At 34.8% G+C, this 18,332-nt stretch carries 14 protein-coding genes and 2 pseudogenes; 7 read left to right on the plus strand and 9 right to left on the minus strand.

Annotation, left to right across the window (positions count from 1 at the left end; translation table 11 throughout):
* Positions 1-282 (plus strand): annotated as a pseudogene (locus F6K27_RS11895) (hypothetical protein); the annotation flags it as partial.
* Between the two features lie 502 nt (positions 283-784).
* Here F6K27_RS11895 and glcD read toward each other — a convergent pair.
* From glcD to F6K27_RS11910, 3 genes are all read right to left on the minus strand, one after another.
* On the minus strand, positions 785-2,263 hold the full coding sequence (gene glcD, locus F6K27_RS11900; RefSeq protein WP_287276335.1) for a glycolate oxidase subunit GlcD: 1,479 nt from the start codon (positions 2,261-2,263) through the stop codon (positions 785-787).
* Between the two features lie 540 nt (positions 2,264-2,803).
* Positions 2,804-3,043, minus strand: coding sequence for a hypothetical protein (locus F6K27_RS11905; protein ID WP_287276337.1), 240 nt, complete (start codon positions 3,041-3,043; stop codon positions 2,804-2,806).
* Positions 3,044-3,379: 336 nt separating this feature from the next.
* The gene (locus tag F6K27_RS11910; RefSeq protein ID WP_205127288.1) at positions 3,380-3,541 is read right to left on the minus strand and encodes a hypothetical protein; all 162 of its coding nucleotides are present in this window, start codon (positions 3,539-3,541) and stop codon (positions 3,380-3,382) included.
* 903 nt (positions 3,542-4,444) lie between these two features.
* On the opposite strand from F6K27_RS11910, the gene F6K27_RS11915 reads away from it, so the two are divergent.
* Positions 4,445-4,903 carry a hypothetical protein gene (locus F6K27_RS11915; RefSeq protein WP_287276339.1) on the plus strand — a complete coding sequence of 153 codons (459 nt, stop codon included), beginning with the start codon at positions 4,445-4,447 and terminating at the stop codon, positions 4,901-4,903.
* Between the two features lie 305 nt (positions 4,904-5,208).
* On the opposite strand, the gene F6K27_RS11920 is transcribed toward F6K27_RS11915, so the two are convergent.
* From F6K27_RS11920 to F6K27_RS11930, 3 genes are all read right to left on the minus strand, one after another.
* Positions 5,209-5,622, minus strand: coding sequence for a hypothetical protein (locus F6K27_RS11920; protein ID WP_287276341.1), 414 nt, complete (start codon positions 5,620-5,622; stop codon positions 5,209-5,211).
* A gap of 1,237 nt (positions 5,623-6,859) precedes the next feature.
* Complete coding sequence (locus F6K27_RS11925; RefSeq protein WP_287276343.1) at positions 6,860-7,582, minus strand: 1-acyl-sn-glycerol-3-phosphate acyltransferase; 723 nt, start codon at positions 7,580-7,582, stop codon at positions 6,860-6,862.
* 881 nt (positions 7,583-8,463) lie between these two features.
* Positions 8,464-8,934: a nucleoside deaminase gene (locus tag F6K27_RS11930; RefSeq protein WP_287276345.1), complete on the minus strand. Its 471-nt coding sequence runs from the start codon at positions 8,932-8,934 to the stop codon at positions 8,464-8,466.
* 408 nt (positions 8,935-9,342) lie between these two features.
* Between F6K27_RS11930 and menB the strand changes: the two genes are divergently transcribed.
* Positions 9,343-10,176, plus strand: coding sequence for a 1,4-dihydroxy-2-naphthoyl-CoA synthase (gene menB / locus F6K27_RS11935; RefSeq protein ID WP_124154173.1), 834 nt, complete (start codon positions 9,343-9,345; stop codon positions 10,174-10,176).
* A gap of 333 nt (positions 10,177-10,509) precedes the next feature.
* On the opposite strand, the gene F6K27_RS11940 is transcribed toward menB, so the two are convergent.
* Entirely contained in the window at positions 10,510-10,725 is a 216-nt protein-coding gene (locus F6K27_RS11940; protein WP_287276347.1) for a hypothetical protein, read from the minus strand.
* Positions 10,726-11,152: 427 nt separating this feature from the next.
* On the minus strand, positions 11,153-11,713 hold the full coding sequence (locus F6K27_RS11945; protein ID WP_287276349.1) for a DUF721 domain-containing protein: 561 nt from the start codon (positions 11,711-11,713) through the stop codon (positions 11,153-11,155).
* Between the two features lie 72 nt (positions 11,714-11,785).
* Between F6K27_RS11945 and F6K27_RS11950 the strand changes: the two genes are divergently transcribed.
* From F6K27_RS11950 to F6K27_RS11960, 3 genes are all read left to right on the plus strand, one after another.
* The gene (locus F6K27_RS11950) at positions 11,786-13,045 is read left to right on the plus strand and encodes a hypothetical protein (RefSeq protein ID WP_287276350.1); all 1,260 of its coding nucleotides are present in this window, start codon (positions 11,786-11,788) and stop codon (positions 13,043-13,045) included.
* 785 nt (positions 13,046-13,830) lie between these two features.
* Positions 13,831-14,550, plus strand: a complete 720-nt coding sequence (locus tag F6K27_RS11955; protein WP_287276352.1) for a PspA/IM30 family protein — start codon at positions 13,831-13,833, stop codon at positions 14,548-14,550.
* A gap of 458 nt (positions 14,551-15,008) precedes the next feature.
* Entirely contained in the window at positions 15,009-15,776 is a 768-nt protein-coding gene (locus F6K27_RS11960; protein ID WP_287276354.1) for a PspA/IM30 family protein, read from the plus strand.
* A gap of 255 nt (positions 15,777-16,031) precedes the next feature.
* On the opposite strand, the pseudogene F6K27_RS34345 reads toward F6K27_RS11960, so the two are convergent.
* Positions 16,032-17,018, minus strand: a pseudogene (locus F6K27_RS34345) (IS1 family transposase).
* Positions 17,019-17,955: 937 nt separating this feature from the next.
* Between F6K27_RS34345 and grxC the strand changes: the two are divergent.
* Positions 17,956-18,273 carry a glutaredoxin 3 gene (gene grxC, locus F6K27_RS11975; RefSeq protein WP_124143998.1) on the plus strand — a complete coding sequence of 106 codons (318 nt, stop codon included), beginning with the start codon at positions 17,956-17,958 and terminating at the stop codon, positions 18,271-18,273.
* The last annotated feature ends 59 nt before the right edge of the window (positions 18,274-18,332 follow it).

Raw genomic sequence — 18,332 nt, forward strand, 5'->3', positions numbered from 1 at the left:
TCCTTTTCTAAAAAATTAGAAAATCACTTGGGTGCTATTTGGTATTTTATTCACCATGATCATGAAGCGTTGGCGGAGGGAGCAAGTGCGGCAGCTATATCGCTTTACTGTAATTTGATCACTACATCTACAGGACTACCAGCATTTCTAGCTTCTGCTAAGGTACAGTTGTCTTTTTCTTTCTTATTGTCTGTTGCTTTCTGGAACTATTGCCTAAAACCTAGAATTTTTTTGTACCTCAATAGAAAAAAGTTTAATTTTTTAATTAATATCAATATCTGAAATATTTGTATTTGCTTCTGTTTATGTGTAATCTGACTGAAAAATCAAGAGGGAGTAGGAAGTGGAAAATTTATCACTAGATACTACTCCTCATCTATAAAGTAACTCTAATTCATTGCCATTTTCAAAAATATTTTATCAAAATAATTGGGTCTAAAACCCCGCCTTTTAAGACGAAATATTTTTGGAGAGTTGCTCACGCATCCCCCTCCTGGGAGGGGTTAGGGGTGGGTTAACTTCTGACTTTTGACTTTTGACTTGGTTAAAGTCTCTATCTTCATCTGTCATTTTTTGATCTAGTAACTAGATAAGAAAGTGAATGTACAAGCAAAGATTAAGACAGTATATTGGCTTAATATTCGGTATGTTCGGTGGGTTACGGCAGACAGTTAAGATTTTGGTTCGCGACTCATAATTATTGCCGCCTAACCCACCCTACGCCTGGATTTAATATTCCTTTTACAAACAGCCTCTAATATTTGATAAATAAGGCAAATAAAATTTAAAAAACCTCTGCTCCTTCAAACTGTTTAACCTGCTGAACATTAGCAGACTCTCCACAAGTTCGAGGTGTAGGAAATATTTTTTCAGGATTAGCTAAACCCTTGGGATTAAAAACACTTCTTACCCATTGCATCGTTTCTAAATCTATCTTGTTAAACATTAAAGGCATATAACATTTTTTATCCGAACCAATGCCATGTTCTCCAGATAAACTACCACCAACTTCCACACAAATCTTGAGAATTTCTCCACCTATTTCTTCCACAGTTTCAAAAGCACCTTCAATACCATCATCATATAAAACTAACGGGTGAAGATTCCCATCTCCCGCATGAAATACATTAGCAATACGATAACCATATTTTTGACTAATTCTTTCAATTTCACTTAAAACATAAGCCATTTTTGTCCGAGGAATTACTCCATCCTGTACATAATAATTTTTACTAATATTACCAGCAGCAGCAAAAGCAGCTTTCCGTCCTTTCCATAATTTCATCCTTTTTTCTGGTTCATGAGCAGTAGTAATTTCTATAGCTCCGTTTTTTTCGCATATTTCTTTGATGCGCTGTTTGTTTCGATCCACTTCTACTTCTAAACCGTCTAATTCTACTAATAAAACAGCAGCAGCATTTCGGGGATATAAATTGGTTTTGACGACATCTTCCACAGCATTAATACTGAAATTATCCATAATTTCCATTCCCCCAGGAATAATGCCAGAACTGATAATATCTGACACAGTTTGTCCGGTAGATTCAATATTAGGAAATCCTGCTAAAAGCACGCAAACTGATTCGGGAGATTTGAGAATTCTGAGAGTAATTTCTGTAGCTATTCCCAGGGTACCTTCGGAACCTACAAATAAACCTGTTAAGTCATAACCAGGCATCTCTGGAATTTGTCCGCCAATATCAACTATTGAGCCTTCGGGAGTAACTATTTTTAATCCTAAAACATGATTAGTTGTTACACCGTATTTGAGACAATGAACCCCCCCAGAATTTTCCGCAATATTCCCACCGATAGAACAAATAATTTGACTAGAAGGGTCAGGAGCGTAATAAAAACCAGCTCCACTAACTGCTTGTGTCACCCAATTATTTATAATTCCTGGTTGTACAACAACTTGTTGATTTTCTAAGTCTATTTTCAGGATTTTTTGCATTAATGAAGTGACAATTAAAACGCAGTTTTCTATTGGTAATGCCCCTCCAGAAAGACCCGTTCCTGCACCTCTAGGAAGCCAAGGAATATTTAAGCGATCGCATATTTTTACTGCTGCTGCGACTTGTTCAGTAGTGCGCGGTAATACTACTAATGCGGGGCGTTGGCGATAGCTAGCTAGACCATCACATTCATATACTAATAATTCTTCTTTGCGTTGAACTACGCCTTTTTTACCCACAACAGCTTCAAATTGTTTGGCTATTTGTTTCCAATTTTGTTTTGTTTGTTGTTGATTTTTGGTAAGCATTTAAGTTTTATTTATAATATTTGAACTTTAATTAGGATTTACACCAGCTTAAAAAAAGAATGCTACAAAAAGGTGCATCTCGATCAGAGATACTTAAAAAGAGATTCTCCAATTTATTTTAGATAGTTATATCTATTTATTTTTACCTTTTTTTTCTTCAATATTTTTTGCTTCTTTCCTCTTTCTTCTGACCTACGGACGTTGCATACAACGTCCCTACCATTTGTTACAAACACTTATCAAACTGGTATTACACAACGTATGAATTATCAACACTATATATCTATAACGTTATAGTTTTTATTCACTATATATAGCGTTTTTGTGTGAATCGTATTAAATTAGGATTTTTCAATTATACCATCTAATGAAGGGTTTTTTTAGGGAATGGTTTACTCCCATTTCTCACTAATTAATTTTAGAAACTGATTTATGGCCTAAAAATAGGCGTTTAAGAAAAAACAGAAAAATTTAGATATTATATTGAGAAATAAATATAAGGTAATATTTCATTCATAAATTGCCCTATAATATAATCTACTATTTATCTATAATTACTATATCTTTTTTCCATTCTTCTGGAATGCCGTAAATTTGAGATTTTTGACAACGTTTGAGATAAAGTTTTATAGCTTTGTCTTCCAGGTTGATGTGGAAAATATTTAAGAAAATTTCTTTTGCTGCTGAATATTTTTGTTGATAATAAAGAATAATAGCTTGTTCAAATTCAGTTTTGGTTTGAATTTTTAATTGCTTTTGTGCTTCACCATCTCCATCCAAAATTTCAAATACTGCAACTGCTTCTTTTTTCCCTTTTACTTTAACTCTATCTAAAAAATGATAATTATATTTATCTAATTCTTCTAAATCAAATAAAGTATTTCCACTGATTAAAATATTAGTCCATATAACTTAGTTAAATTTTCTAAACGAGAGGCTAAATTAACAGCATCACCGATCACTGTAGTATCAATAGACATAGGCGTGAAAAAGATATAGACTTTTTGCACATAGCAGGCAACAGGCAACAGCTCCGGAAAGTAACAGGGAATAGATTTTTAGGAAAAAGGTACGAAAAATGATTTAGGGAACTGACTTTTACAACTCTAGCTTATGTTAAATAAAGGGTAAGTTTATTTTCACCAGATGTCTAATTCTTTTCCCACCTCCCACAGTTCCTAACATTAAATCATCGGTATTGATTCCAATTCCAATTCTAATGGATTGCTGTTGAATTTCTTGACGTTCTTGATTATATATAGCCAGACGCTTTAACATATTAATTCCGGGATTAATTGCATCATGTACAAGTTGCCGATAAAAAGAGCGCAAGGAGCAGTTATCTAATTGGTTAATTAAAACTAAATGGCAATCTCTTAAAGACTTTATTTACGCTATATCCACAAAAAAATTTCAACATTTTATTCACAAGTGGGAGATTAAAGACGAATCATTTACAAGTTATCCAGTAATTAGTCAAAATGAAATATTAACTAGTGAATATGAACCAATAAACCAAAATAAATTTCCTCACAAACAAATAAGAATCTCAAATAATTTGTTCATGGTAATATTTTTTTGTCGCAGCTATTATTGTTGGAATTGTTCTTTATTTCAGATAAATAACTTTAAACAAGTTCGGAGTTATATCATGTCCGGTTAAACAGTGATAAATAAATAACTACGGAGTCCTCAGGAGTCAGTCCTCAGGAGTCAGGAGGAAAGAGGTAATAAAGAAGAACAACAGGAGAAGAAGGAGAAAGTTTTTTTATAACTAATTATCCGGACATGATATTAAATAAAATACAAGAATTTTTACTTTTTATATTTGCAGCAGGGTCTATTTGAGACTTTGTTACCAGTTTTTTAGGTATAATTGGTGTATTTGGAGTAACTGATTAACTGATTGGAGACAAGAACATATTCCTATTTATATCACTGCTCTTGCTGGTAGTGCTTTAATTTTAGGGTTGAGCATAAATGCAGAAGATATTTGGTCAAAATCTGGAAATAATAAATACAAAATTTTAATCCTATAGTCATACATAAAACCCCCTTACCAAAACAAGTCCGTTTCGCTTTAAAGTTAATTTTCAAGCTGATAAAAATACAAAGTAAACAAGACTTATTAGTAGAACCAAAAAAATCAATACAGAAATTAGCGATCGCGTAAATAATGCCATGATTAAAGGAATGGAAATTCAACCTGAATACCGCCCTCAAACTGTACAGGAATGGTTGACATTACTTCAAGTTCAACCTCAGAGTATTATTTCTCAAATATCTAAGGTTTCTCGAACAATTATGTCTCAAATGGCTACCTTAAATATTCCAGGTATCAAACCTCTTTATCAAAATTATGTCAAAACTTTTGATCGAGGAGAAACAAATATATTACTAACTGGAACAGGTATATTCATATTTATTGTTGCGACTTATATCTATTCTCCCAAACTTAATTTTCCTATAATTTCTCACCCTTCACCCCCTCAACCTATTCCTATTCCACAACAAAAATCTCATCCCACTATACAACCTCAAAAATCACCCCAACCTTTACCCGAAACTAATATTCCAGATATTTCCCAAACAACTATTAACTATGATGAATTAGGGTTTGCTGAAAAAATCTTTTGGTAAGGGTAGAACCCAGAACTAAGAACTCAGGAGAAATGGGAATTAATTAGGAGATAGTTGTAAGAATTGTCCCTTGATTTTTTTGCCCTTGTTTGCCCAAAATACTAACTTTTTGAGCTTTTAGACCGAAAATCTGGGATTTTTTTCCACCTAAAAAGACACTTGCATTTATCTGTCAATGCTTTGAGAGTTAATCAGCAAGTCCTAATTATTGAAGCTTTCACTCCGGATTAGTCGCTAAATAGAAAATACAAGAAAAATAACATCGATTAATTGCTAGATTTATTACTTCTCAAGTATTCCAAATATTAATCATGAATCAAGGGAAAAGCATCAGGATAAGCCTGCCAAACTTTCCTCACAAAATGTTGTAATTTTTGGTGTGAAATTTGCAGATTTTTCTCTTGACTATCTAGCAATTCTAATTCAGTCAAAAGTGGAATAAACTCTGTATCAATAGCTTCCCTGAATAAACATATTGGCCAAACCAAATCAGCTCCATCTCGCAAATCCCATAAACTTGATTTTTCTAAATTTTTTTGATGATTTTCACACCTAACCTCTGAAGTAGATAATTTCAACAACAAAGGACGAACCCAACACATTTTGCGTGTTTCTAATACTTGAATTACTTCTGCATATAAACAAGTATTTTCATACTCCAAACACACAATTTGGCTAGATTGAAAATTAGGGATTAAATTTGTCAATACTGGCTTCATATACGAAATATCCTCATATAGTAGTCTTAAATTTACAGAAGTTTTCGACTAAATTAAGTACAAATTTTGATAATTTTTGGGAATAAGAAATAGCGATCAATCTTAAACTGTTCCTAACTATCGGTGCAAACTTTTATAAGTTGTGCAGAAATACAGAAAAGGTAAAAAAGATAGGAACTTCAAATTTTGGTAGTTCTGCAAATGTAGTGATATTGATAAGTAAATCCCTTTCACTTTTAGAAACAAAACTATAAAAATCACTACTTGTACATCACTACTCAAATATTTAATCTTATAATGTTATAGAAGTCAAAGGAAAGAGCGCGGATATATCAAAAACTTAAAACTCAGGCAACACCAGATTTTTCCTTGTTCCTTCTTCCTTCTGCCACATATCCACATATGAAATATGAAAAATAATGCTACGTAATACCTCCCTTAAAACTCTTTGACAAGAAAAAGGATACATAGCAAAAATTTTAGTATTTCATATTAGTTTTGGATTTTTTCCAAATTATTGATAATTATCATACTATACCATTTTGAAAAAAAATTATTACAAATAGTGTAGTTAAGGAATAAGGCTTGAGTTATCTAGAAACATAGTCATTTTATTCTAGATTTTGGCAATAAATTTATTGATTTTCAGACAGCGAAAGATCAATTTACATTAGTTTTAAATAATGTAGTTTCGTCAATACATACAATATCACAGTTTAGAATGAAACAGCCCAGAACTAGATGTGAAATCAAACAAAAGAGGGAAGAAGTTAGAAAAAAGCAATAACAATAACAATAATATATTTTCTCACTCAATTAGCTCGATAATTTTTAACAAAAACAAACCAACTCCATACCAAAATTATCTATTATTTGTAGCCAACATTTATCAAGCTAGTATTATATATATTTTTTTGACAGTATTCAGGTGTGCTGAAAATTGAGGATAATCAAGAATCGTTCAAAATCACTATAAATAAATAAAAGCCTTTTCTATATTCTTGGCTATAGAATATTGATGTTGTCATCAAATTCAAAAACTTTAGACTCACAATGAAAATTAATTATTCACCCTGATTGGCGAGAAAAAGTATATTTATTAATCCTCCTTCTTTCTTCTCTGATTTACCAAATAATCAAGATTTATAGCCTCTGATTTAAAGAATAGATAAATCACAAAAATCTTATTCGCCAACTCTATCCATTTTCAGGAGAAGTAATTATTAATGATTAATTGTTAATTATTAATTGTTGAATGCCCATCTATATTTTTAAGTGCTGCTTCTAAATCCATAGTTAAGTTTTGTGCCTGCTTTTTCCCCGATCCATAAATATAATCATTTACAGATAAAGGAACACCAATACGAACCATAACATTACAAGCACGGCGTGGAATAACTGGGTTGTAATTCAAAGATATAGGCACTATTTTAACACCAAGATTTTGTTGATAAGACTCAGCTTGTAATCCTATTCTAGCTAATCCTGTTTTGAGAGAATGAACTTGATTATCGCGATAAATTTTACCTTCAGGAAATATCACTAACATTTCCCTCTTTAACATTAATTCTACTCCATAGCGAAAACAAGAAACTGCCGGATTTTTTGGATTAAGAGGAAACCCGCCCAAATGTCTAATCAACCATCCTTGTAAACATTTCATTTCATCCATACTAACCATAAATCTTAGGTCTCGACCAGTCACTAATCTACCTGTAGTATAAGGTATGATTAACCCATCCCAACGAGAACGATGAGTGGGAGCTAAAATCACAGGTCCATCTTTCGGAATATTCTCTTTTCCAATAATATTTATTTTACGAAAATACAACGGCATTACTATATGACGACCTAAAAAATAAGACAAAGATGCTAACCAAGGAGAAATGCTAGAAGGTTTTGAGTTTACTGGAGAATGTAATTTCCTTAAATAAGCTTGGATAAAGTCAAGATTTATCATAGTTTTTTTAGCTCAATCATCTAATTTAATTTCTTGACTCTAAGGTAAACTTTATTCCTGTTCTAGTGGCATCCTTAAATGACACTTCTTATACTGTCAGCTATAGAAATTAACACTTCAGTTATCATCTTTTTTATTTTTATCTGCCTATTTTATGTAAACATTCAGCTATTAGTAGTCAGCACTTCCCTGTGGGATGCTACGCAAACAGCAATCAGTAATCAATAATTACTTCTCAGATTTGGCAAGGGAACACATGGCAGTAACTTTTTATTCAAAATCAATTTCAAAGGTTGCTTTTACCTTCCACAAAATTAGCTGAACTCCGCAGTTACGACCTTATGAGGCTAGCTAATAGCTGGCTGCTGAATGCTGACTATTTTATAGTAGAAGGAAGAAGGCTTTAATTATCTAGAAGAGAAGAAAAAATCTTGTTTTATCTGAGTTTTAAACTTTTGATATCAAATCCGGTAGCATCTGTATAAAATCTTTTGAAGTAGGAGTCAGGAGTCAACCCACCCCTAACCCCTCCCAGGAGGGGAAGTCAGGAGTCAGGAGGGAAAAAAATTTATAAAGATTTGGTAATGGTGAAGATGGAGAATGTTTTTATACCAAATTCAACAGATTTGATATGATATATCTTAATACCAAATCTCAAAAAGTTTGCTATATATCTTTGTAATGTGGAGATAGGGAGATGGGGAGTTAGGCAGTAGTTATATAGCAATCAAACATAGGATTACTATTCAGAAATGGTATAACCTTTCCTGAGACTGCTATATTTTCAAAGTTAATTTACTTTACTTAGATAAACACAAAAATTGCTCATTATCTGTCATTGTGGATAGCAGGTTTCACCACAAAATAATTCCCTTTCTTGTTTACCGAAGGTGAGCAAACCAAGACTGTAATTCTTGACGACAAACAGATTCCATTATTCCTCCCAATACAGCCAGACGATGATGAGAAAAAACACTATCTGGAAAATTAGCAACAGTTCGTATTGTGCCAGTTTTCGGATCGTCTGCTCCATAAACCAATAAACCTATTCTTGCCTGCAATATTGCCCCCGTACACATCGGGCAAGGTTCGAGATTAACGTAGAGAGTACATTTATTTAAGTGCCAATTCCGCAAAATTTGTCCCGCTTGTCGCAAAGCCAATATTTCTGCATGAGCAGTAGGGTCAAAATCTCGCTGCCGTCGGTTTTGAGCTTCTGCAATCAACTTGCCATCTGAGTTTACTATGACAGCTGCAACTGGTACTTCTCCAGCATTACCAGCAATTTTGGCCAATTCTAATACTCGACTCATCCACTTTTGATGGACTAGATAACTTGGATGGTCAATCATCTAAAATCTCCGATAAAACCTGACAGGATTTTAGCAATAGACTTGGGCTTAGACAATCTAGCAACTTGTTTATCTAACAATAGTGCAGGATAGCGGAAATAACTGACCAGACAAAATCCTAAAACAATTACAAATCAATACTTTTGACTTTTAACTTCCATGTAGTGGTACTAGGTCGTTGTTCACCTGGGACGGGAGAAAACTTAAATCCATCAACCATAGTACAACAAGAAAATACTAGTTCAATATAAGCAGGATGTTAAAGGATTGACTAAAAAACAGGTGGTATTACAGTAAATCGAAATAATAAGGTTTGAGATTAGTTAAATAAAGCTGTTAGATATCTAGTAACCTGGTGTACTGAAAACAAAATATCTATCAACTTCTAAAAATATGAGTAATCAGCCTTTGCAAATAAAATGGCAAATTGTTAAAGAGTATAGCGATATTCTTTACCACAAAACTGATGGAATTGCCAAAATAACTATTAATCGTCCCCACAAACGCAATGCTTTTCGTCCTAAAACTGTGTTTGAACTTTATGATGCTTTTGTTGATGCTCGTGAAGATCCAAATATTGGAGTAGTTTTATTTACAGGTGCTGGACCTCACACAGATGGTAAGTATGCTTTCTGTGCTGGTGGAGACCAAAGTGTAAGAGGTACAGCAGGTTATGTTGATGAGACTGGAGTACCACGACTGAATGTATTGGACTTACAACGCTTAATTCGTTCCATGCCCAAAGTTGTCATTGCTTTAGTTGCTGGATATGCTATTGGGGGGGGTCATGTTTTGCATATTATTTGTGACTTAACTATTGCTGCTGACAATGCAATTTTTGGTCAAACTGGACCTAAGGTAGGTAGTTTTGATGGTGGGTTTGGGGCAAGTTATTTAGCTAGAATAGTTGGTCAGAAAAAGGCACGAGAAATTTGGTTCCTCTGTCGGCAGTATACAGCTCAAGAAGCTTTGGAAATGGGCTTGGTTAACTGTGTTGTACCTATAGAGGAACTAGAAATAGAGGGCATTAACTGGGCTTCAGAAATTCTGGAAAAAAGCCCGATCGCTATTCGTTGTCTCAAAGCTGCTTTTAATGCTGACTGTGATGGGCAAGCTGGTCTACAAGAATTGGCTGGTAATGCTACTCTTCTTTACTACATGACAGAGGAAGGAGCTGAAGGTAAAAAAGCATTCCTAGAAAAACGACCTCCAGACTTTCGCAGATACCCTTGGTTACCTTAGAGATTGTTTGTCAAGAATTATAAAGTGTTTTTACTCCTCACCAATTCAGTATTTCAAAGCACAAAGTTTGGGATAAATAACCAAGTAGTTACAATTTAAAGAGCGTTCTTTTCCCTTACAAAACTTTACAAAAAGTCTCTTAGAGTCAGGATAAAAATGTAGCTTTTTTTTGACATGGATAAGTTACTGAGACCTTAACTTATATTTCTCATAATAACTAACCCCAATTTTGTTAGTTAGTTGAGCTAAAAAAAATTGGAGACAAACCTTGTTCTTATAGATAGAAGGGTATCAAGTACCCTCTTGAAAGAAACAAGGCTTTTAACTTTCATTTTAGGTAAAACTAACTACTTCCAAATTTTGATCGATTTGCTGATTCCAGATAGCTATGCTCTCAATATTTTCCCAGGATTTATTGAAGGGAGAAGAAGCTAATGAACAGGCTTTCCAATTACTCTCAACTGGTGTAGTTAACTTTTGACAAACACCACCACGTCTTCCTTCTGGTAAATAGTATCGGCAATTACGACAAACTAAAGTGGGTTTCATAAAAAATTTTCCTAAATTTAATTGAGTCTATCTTAATTATTTTGAATCCAAGAGACTCGTGGTTTTAATCCATTAAATCCATTGTGACACCTAGATTATGAATATCCCTATCAATTAAATAAAATTTATATTATTTTTATAATTACTTTATAAACAGAAACATTTATGTGAAATCTAGTACGTAAAAAATGTATTAATTCATACATTTTTTCGGTAAACTTGATAGGGATCAAGTTAAAAGATAAGTCAGATCGAAGTAAAATAGATAATATTTAAACCAAGTAATGGAAAATATTTTTGGCTTAAAGCCCATAAAGATAGACTCAAAAAACTATCAAAAATTTCTAGTCACCCACTTAATATAAAAATTAATGTTTTTGTCTTTTCAATTACATTTGAGGAGTTAAAATTATGAAATAATTAAAAATTAACTTGATGACCACTGTTTAGTGGCACAAATTGCACATACTGACCAACGTTGAATTTCTCCCGGGGGTGTAGGACATTGGCATTGAGGACATAGAGGTAAACCTTGAAAGCGGGTATTGATAGTTTTAGCCCAATTTTTAAATGTGGTTTGAGGACTTTGATTTTTATGAGTCGAGTCTTTCAAGGTTGCTTTTTGAGATTTAGGAATCATGCTAGGATGCTGTAGCCAATCATTTTTTTCAGTTTGCCTTGATTTATGAGAGTGAATTGTATGCCAGTGAGCAGCAGAAAACCTGATATTGTCTAGGGGTGTGGGTAAAAAATGATTGAGCTTATCTAAAAGTTGGGGCACCCGAAAACTAAGTTCTTGAGATAAAGCAGCACTAGATGTTGCAACATATAAAACTCCCCGGTCTATATATAGAGGCTTAGTTTGGGTAGCCATAACTCCTAAAACTTGTTCCCAACATTCCATCAGTTTCAGAAACTGTTGTTGTTGAGGCGATCGCTCCATAATTTGGAGATAGCCTAAAATCTGATTGAGAGATTGAAAATCCATAGTCGTTTTACAATAGTTGGGACATTCTATCTCAAATATAAAATTTATTGAGTCGGTAACAGGAGTTCTCAAATGAGTCAAAGTTCTTTGGTTAAGTCCACTAAAAGCTCTACAGACCAATTGAATCCCACTTTGCAAGCTGTAATGGACAGTTTAGATGTACAACTAGAAGCAGAATTAACAAGATATCGCAAGTACCGCAGGCGAACAGAACAATCACAAGTTTCTCAGCAAAATAGTAATAAACAAATTTATAAAACACCCGAATTAATTTCTGTATCACCGGTAGATGACCAAACAGCATCCCCATTACCTTTATCAGAACCAAAATTATCACTAGAAGACTCTGAAATATCTAACACTTCCGCCAACAAAAATTCACCAGTAGCGATCGAACCTCCAACTCCATCAGAACTTACTATGGCCAACAGAGCTGATGCAGAAAATCAGGATGGTGAGAAACAGACATCTCAACTAGGTACAGATAATTCCACAGCGCCAGATGACAACCTTGAATCTTCAGAACAACTTCTACAGAGTTTAGACAAATTAAAATCGCGTCGTCAGGAGCAACCTACTTACTTAGCAAGTTTGTTTACTCCTCTAGGAATAGTTTCCATGTTTCTATTTTTGATTTCTTGTACAACTTTGGGTTATGTTGTGATGAATCCATCAGGTCTGAAAAATCTTGGTTTAGACCGTTTGTTAAAAGATACTTCAGCTCAAAAAGATACAGATTATACTACTGGTGGTAATGGTCAAAATAGAGAGGAGCAACCTTTACCAAAATCTCCTGACTTGGCATCTCAAGAATTTGTAGATTTAGATTTGAATACCCTAAGTAATGTTAATCCTAAATCTAGCCAGTTTCCATCTCCCACTGCAACATTGAAACCTGTGGTACCACCTCCAATATCCGGAAGTACTAATACTGTGGCACAACCTACCTATAAACCAAGGGCAGAACTTGATAATCTCAGCAGCACCTTATTGCCTCAGTCTACTCAATCTCCTAATCAACAATCTGTTGTAACTACTCCATCTTCTCCAGTACCATCTCCAACAGTAAAAAATTCTGACAGTTCTGAAATAACTACTCCTATACAGTCAGATAATGGTTGGTATTATGTTGTTGTAGATTATGTGAATGAAGAGTCTTTGTACAATGCACAGCAAATAGTCTCAGATGCTTATATTCGTGAAACGACTAATGGTATGAAGATACAAATGGGGGCTTTTTGGGACCCAGAAAAAGCAAAGAAATTTCTCCAAGAATTACGGCAGGAAAGAGTTGATGCGAAATACTATAAGTTACCACCTGAGAATTATTAAAATGACTTGGGCAAATAATTTTAGTCACCAGTCAGAATTGAAAAGTTAACTCTGTTGAAGTAATAGGTAATATGATGTAGTTGATATGGATTGAAATATCACTACTAACTACTGAAAAAAGAATCAACTGGATACAGAGCTAAGAAACTTAATCCGTAGAAATGGAAAAATGCTTTGAGTCTGGCAAAGCTTCATTCATCAATAGACATCTCCTCCAAAAGAGGGAATAGGCAATAGATAATAGGTAATAGGGGAAATAATTGATAATTTATGGATAATAATTGATTTTATTTTTGATTCTTACCAGAGGTCTAATAGGCTTGTAATGCATCAGTTTTGACTTCTGCGAAGCAGTTAGCTTATTGACTACTAAATTATAGTGAGGTTTTTCACCAGATTTATATGACTCCTAAAGCTTATTTTCGGCGTTGCATATTTGGGGGATAAATTGTAGGTTCACATGAAAGAGTAAGTAGGCTTTACCTATTCCTAAAAATTCATCCCTGAATTCAGCAGCCCTATTTTATTACTCAATTAACTATAGCAATAGACAGGTAGATTAGGACAGAGACTAATGATGCTCCAAATCAGGGGGGTAGTTGTGTATAGTAATGCTAAAGGAAGCACCGGGAGTGTGGGGAACACCGGGAGTGTGGGAAAAATTAAAAAATATATATCCTCACAATTACCATGCAGGACTACCATCAGGGTAAATGTTTTTCTCGCTGTTCCCTGCTATAGATAAATCAAAATATAATAAATAATAATGAAGAGGGATAGTCTTTATGGGACTTTTAGACCGTGTTTGGCGGGTAATTCGTGCTAATATTAATACTTTAATTTCTGGTGCGGAAGATCCAGAGAAGGTTCTGGAACAGACAGTGACAGATATGCAAAATGACCTGGTGAAACTACGCCAGGCAGTGGCACAGGCGATCGCTACTCAAAAACGTACAGAACGACAATGTTCTCAAGCTCAGTCTACTGCAGATGAATGGTATAGGAGAGCACAGTTAGCTCTGCAAAAAGGCCAGGAAAATTTGGCACGGGAAGCTCTAACTAGACGCAAATCTTACCAAGAAACTGCTACATCAATGAAAGTTCAGGTGGAACAGCAAAAACAGGTAATGGAAAAGCTGAAGCAAAATATGAGACAGCTGGAACAAAAAATTAGTGAGGCTAAACTAAAAAAGAATATGTATATTGCCAGGGCACGTTCTGCTAAGGCCTCGGAAAAGCTAAATGAAATTTTGGGCACTGTAAATACTGGTAATGCTTTGAGTGCTTTTGAGAAGATGGAAGAGAAGGTAATGCAGCTTGAGGCTAAGTCTGAGGCGATCGCTGAGTTGGGAACTGATAGTTTAGAAAAACAATTTGCTTCTTTGGAAGAAGGTAATGATATTGAGACTGAGTTGGAGGCGATGAAGGCGGAAATGTTGCCTGGGGGAAGTAATTCTCAGTTACCAATTCAAGATGGTTCTAATCTCAGAAAAACAGAATCATAATTTGAAGCTATATGGAATCAATTTACATGAATTATAGAGGTTTTCTTATTTGGGTTTAAACTATGAAGAAGAATCTGTCTTTTTACTTGAAGTATTCTAGCTACTCAAGATAACTAAGGTTCTGGGGATTCTTATTATACTGTTTTGCTTTAAACAAACTAATCTTGCTAAAGGACAAAGCAACAGACTTTTTCTCATTCAGCTAAACCCATCTTCAATATTTCAGTCTTAATATCTATGTCCGATGTTTTTCGTTGATACTTAATCTAAAAATCATTACCACTCAGCAAAGTCCTGATTTTTATGGGTAGTTCGCGGAGAAAGAAAGACTTAAAATGAATGTATAGCTATGGGGAGAGTATCCTTATCTATTACTAATGAAAAATTTGGCTTATAGTAGTTAGTATTGGCCAGTAAGAGCTAGAAGCTAAATTAAATATCAAAGGAAAAATAAAATTATGGGATTATTTGATAGAATTGGTCGCCTTGTCAGAGCTAATGTTAATGACATGGTAAGTAAAGCTGAAGATCCTGAGAAGGTTCTAGAGCAGTCTATTATTGATATGCAAGAGGATTTGGTGCAGTTGCGTCAGGCTGTTGCTAGTGCTATTGCTACTCAGAAACGTAGCCAACAACAATATAATCAAGCTCAATCTCAAGCTAATCAATGGTACTCCAGGGCACAGTTAGCTCTACAAAAAGGAGATGAAAATTTGGCCAAGGAAGCTCTACAGCGTAAGAAGACTTATTCTGAGACAGCAGACACTGTAAAAGTATCTTTGGACAGTCAAACAAGTCAGGTAGAAGTTTTAAAGCGGAATTTAACTGCTTTGGAAGGTAAGATTTCTGAAGCTAAGGCGAAGAAGGATATGCTGAAAGCGCGAATGACTGCTGCTAAAACTCAGGAGCAACTCAATAATACCATGGGTTCTCTGAATACTAGCGGGGCAATGGCAGCTTTTGACAGGATGGAAGAAAAAGTTTTACAAATGGAGGCCCGTTCCCAAGCTACAGCAGAGTTAGCTGGTGGCAGTGGTTTGGAAGAGGATTTCCGAAAGTTGGAAGCTAGTAGTGATGTTGATGATGAGTTAGCGGCGATGAAGGCACAACTCTCTGGAGGTTCTGTAAGTCAGAATCAACTACCTGCGTCAAATCAGGGTTCAGCAGAAAAATCGGAGGTTGATGCTGAACTGGAAGATTTGCGTAAACAACTTGACAAAATGTAATTTTTGTTTATTTTCTAAATGTGCTGATATTTCGGCAATACTTTGAGCCTTGATGGATATTATAGCGATTTTCAAATATATAGACTACAGTGGCCTCCTAATCGATACTCCCTAATCCAAGAGAATTTTGTAGTCTACTTAAATGAAAAGTGTTATAAGTATAATCTGTCAAGGCATTTTTCTGTTAAATTACACAATTTTGGGCAAAAATACTGAGGTTTTACTATTGGCATAGTTATCAGATTGGGCTATGTACTATATGGGGTAGTGCAGAGCGCAAAGTGTGGGAATGGTAATTAGATCATTCCAGTTCCAAGGGGCGATATAGCTGCCGCTAGGCTCCGCCAACGCCAGCCCCGATCTTTGGGCTGCAGTATTGTCCTTGCGACTATGAACCCAAATCCAATTAAAGTAGGCGATACGCCTGACGCCACGCTCCGCGAACGCTAACCTCACTGTTACTTCCGTTTGCTGCCAGACCTTACCAAACTTATTCTGGGGTGCGATGCCACCGACCTATCTGCTGTCGGACAATTCTATTAGTTCGTTCTAATTGCTGAGTCTGGTCTTTACCGATGATATGTTCTACTTCTGGTGGTAAAACTCGTTCATACCCACCCCAATCATCTGTATAACAATGTTTACAGCTAGTTTTTCCTTCTGTATTGGCGATTAATTCTGTATCGGAACTCGTGACTTTGTTTGCCAACTCTAGTAGCCAAAATTAATCCACGTTCTGGATCCTTGAGTCATGCCAATCCCACAATCCCCTTCTGTTAATTCATTTGCCTGAGAATGTTTTTGTGTCTTGAGTGCGTCTTACATTCTGGGGAGACCTCACCAATTAGCACTCGCTTTTTTTAGACGAATGACCAAAACTCATAACTGCTGATTTGTGAGGTTTCAATATCTTGGACATAAGCATGATGAATCATCTGTCCTTTTTGAGAGGTAGCTCTCACCAAACTGACTACCGTATTATCGGCCAGATTCACGCTCTCGACTAATTCCTCTTAAACTACTACCCTCAACGTGAGCCTGTAGAACCATGGGCATTTTCTCTGGTTCAACTTTTCGCCGATAGTAGAGAGTGTCAAAAGTATCGGTGTTTGCCCAGCATTCCGCAGGAAAAGTTTGTAGGCATTCAGGACAATAATATCGTTGACTTCCTTTGCTAGTCTTTCCATGTTTATGAGTTTTCTGATGGCCACACAGAGGACATTCCATGATGATTGAGAGTATTTAGGGACAATACTCATCTGATCATTCCCACACTTTCGCACAGGCACTACCCTATATGGCAATAGACAGATAGGTTAGGACATAGAGTAATAATGATCTTTAGACAGGGAAATATTTTTCCTACTGTTTCCTGTTCCCTGGTATAAATAACTTAGATTTGCCTCTCCTCAATAAATCAGCTAAAAGTGATTATAGGACTATTAAATTTAAGCTCATTTATGTATTATTCAATAATAAGTAAAATTTATGCCTTCTACTTTCATTAAATATTTATTAACCTAATTATGTCTAAATTACGCTGGCTAATTCTCAGTTCTTCTGCTTCTGGATTTGGTCTTTGTTCAGTTTTATTCGCCATCTTTACAGTGTTTAATGAATTAAGTATTTTAAACGTTTTGGTGCTGATTTTGGTCTTAGTTTTTTTGATGCTTAATTTAGTATTTACAGCTCATTATTTTTCTCAAATTTCCCGAGAACTATACATTAGAGATAAAATGCAAACACAAATGAAGATGAGGGCTAAACCTACAAGGTATCGATATTAAATTTTGAGTCAATCATTACTGTAATATAGTTGTCGGGAATATGGAACAGACTATTTATAGTAAATACTTACTAAATTAGTACAATATCATGTCTGTTTAATTAGCGATAAAAAAAATATATTCTCACTTCAACGGCAAATCTTCCTCATTCTTCCTGCTCCCCACTCCCTGCTCCCTTATTCTTATTTATCAGTATTCAAACAGATATGATCTAATACAACAATCTTGGACAAAATATTGATAGGTATATTTATAAAAAAAAGACACTTTTTATCAAGTCATAAAATTGCTAAATAAGGCAGAAGGTTAGTTTAAGTTGTTGCAATTTTCAGGAAAAATACGTTAAAAAGTATCTACACTTGCTAATTTATTACTAGGGCTAATTACTAAAAATGTTTGACTTTATTAATCCTATTCTTGGTCGTCATCCAGAACAAATCAAGGCTAACGTTGAAATTTATACTTGGCAAACTTGTCCCTATTGTATAAGGGCAAAACTTTTGCTGTGGTGGAAAGGTGTCAACTATACAGAATACAAAATAGATGGCAATGCAGCTGCCAGAAATACTATGGCTGAACGTGCGAATGGATATCGTACTGTGCCACAGATTTTTATCAATGACCAACATATTGGTGGCTGTGATGATATTTATACTCTAGATGGAAAGGGTGAGTTAGATCCTTTATTGAGTAAGCCTGCTGCTGCATAAATTTGGGATTATTTGAGAGTAAGAAAAAATTAAATTATTATAGCGCTACGTGCTAGGGA

The organism is Okeania sp. SIO2F5, from assembly GCF_010692685.1.
Taxonomy (GTDB): Bacteria; Cyanobacteriota; Cyanobacteriia; order Cyanobacteriales; family Microcoleaceae; genus Okeania; species Okeania hirsuta.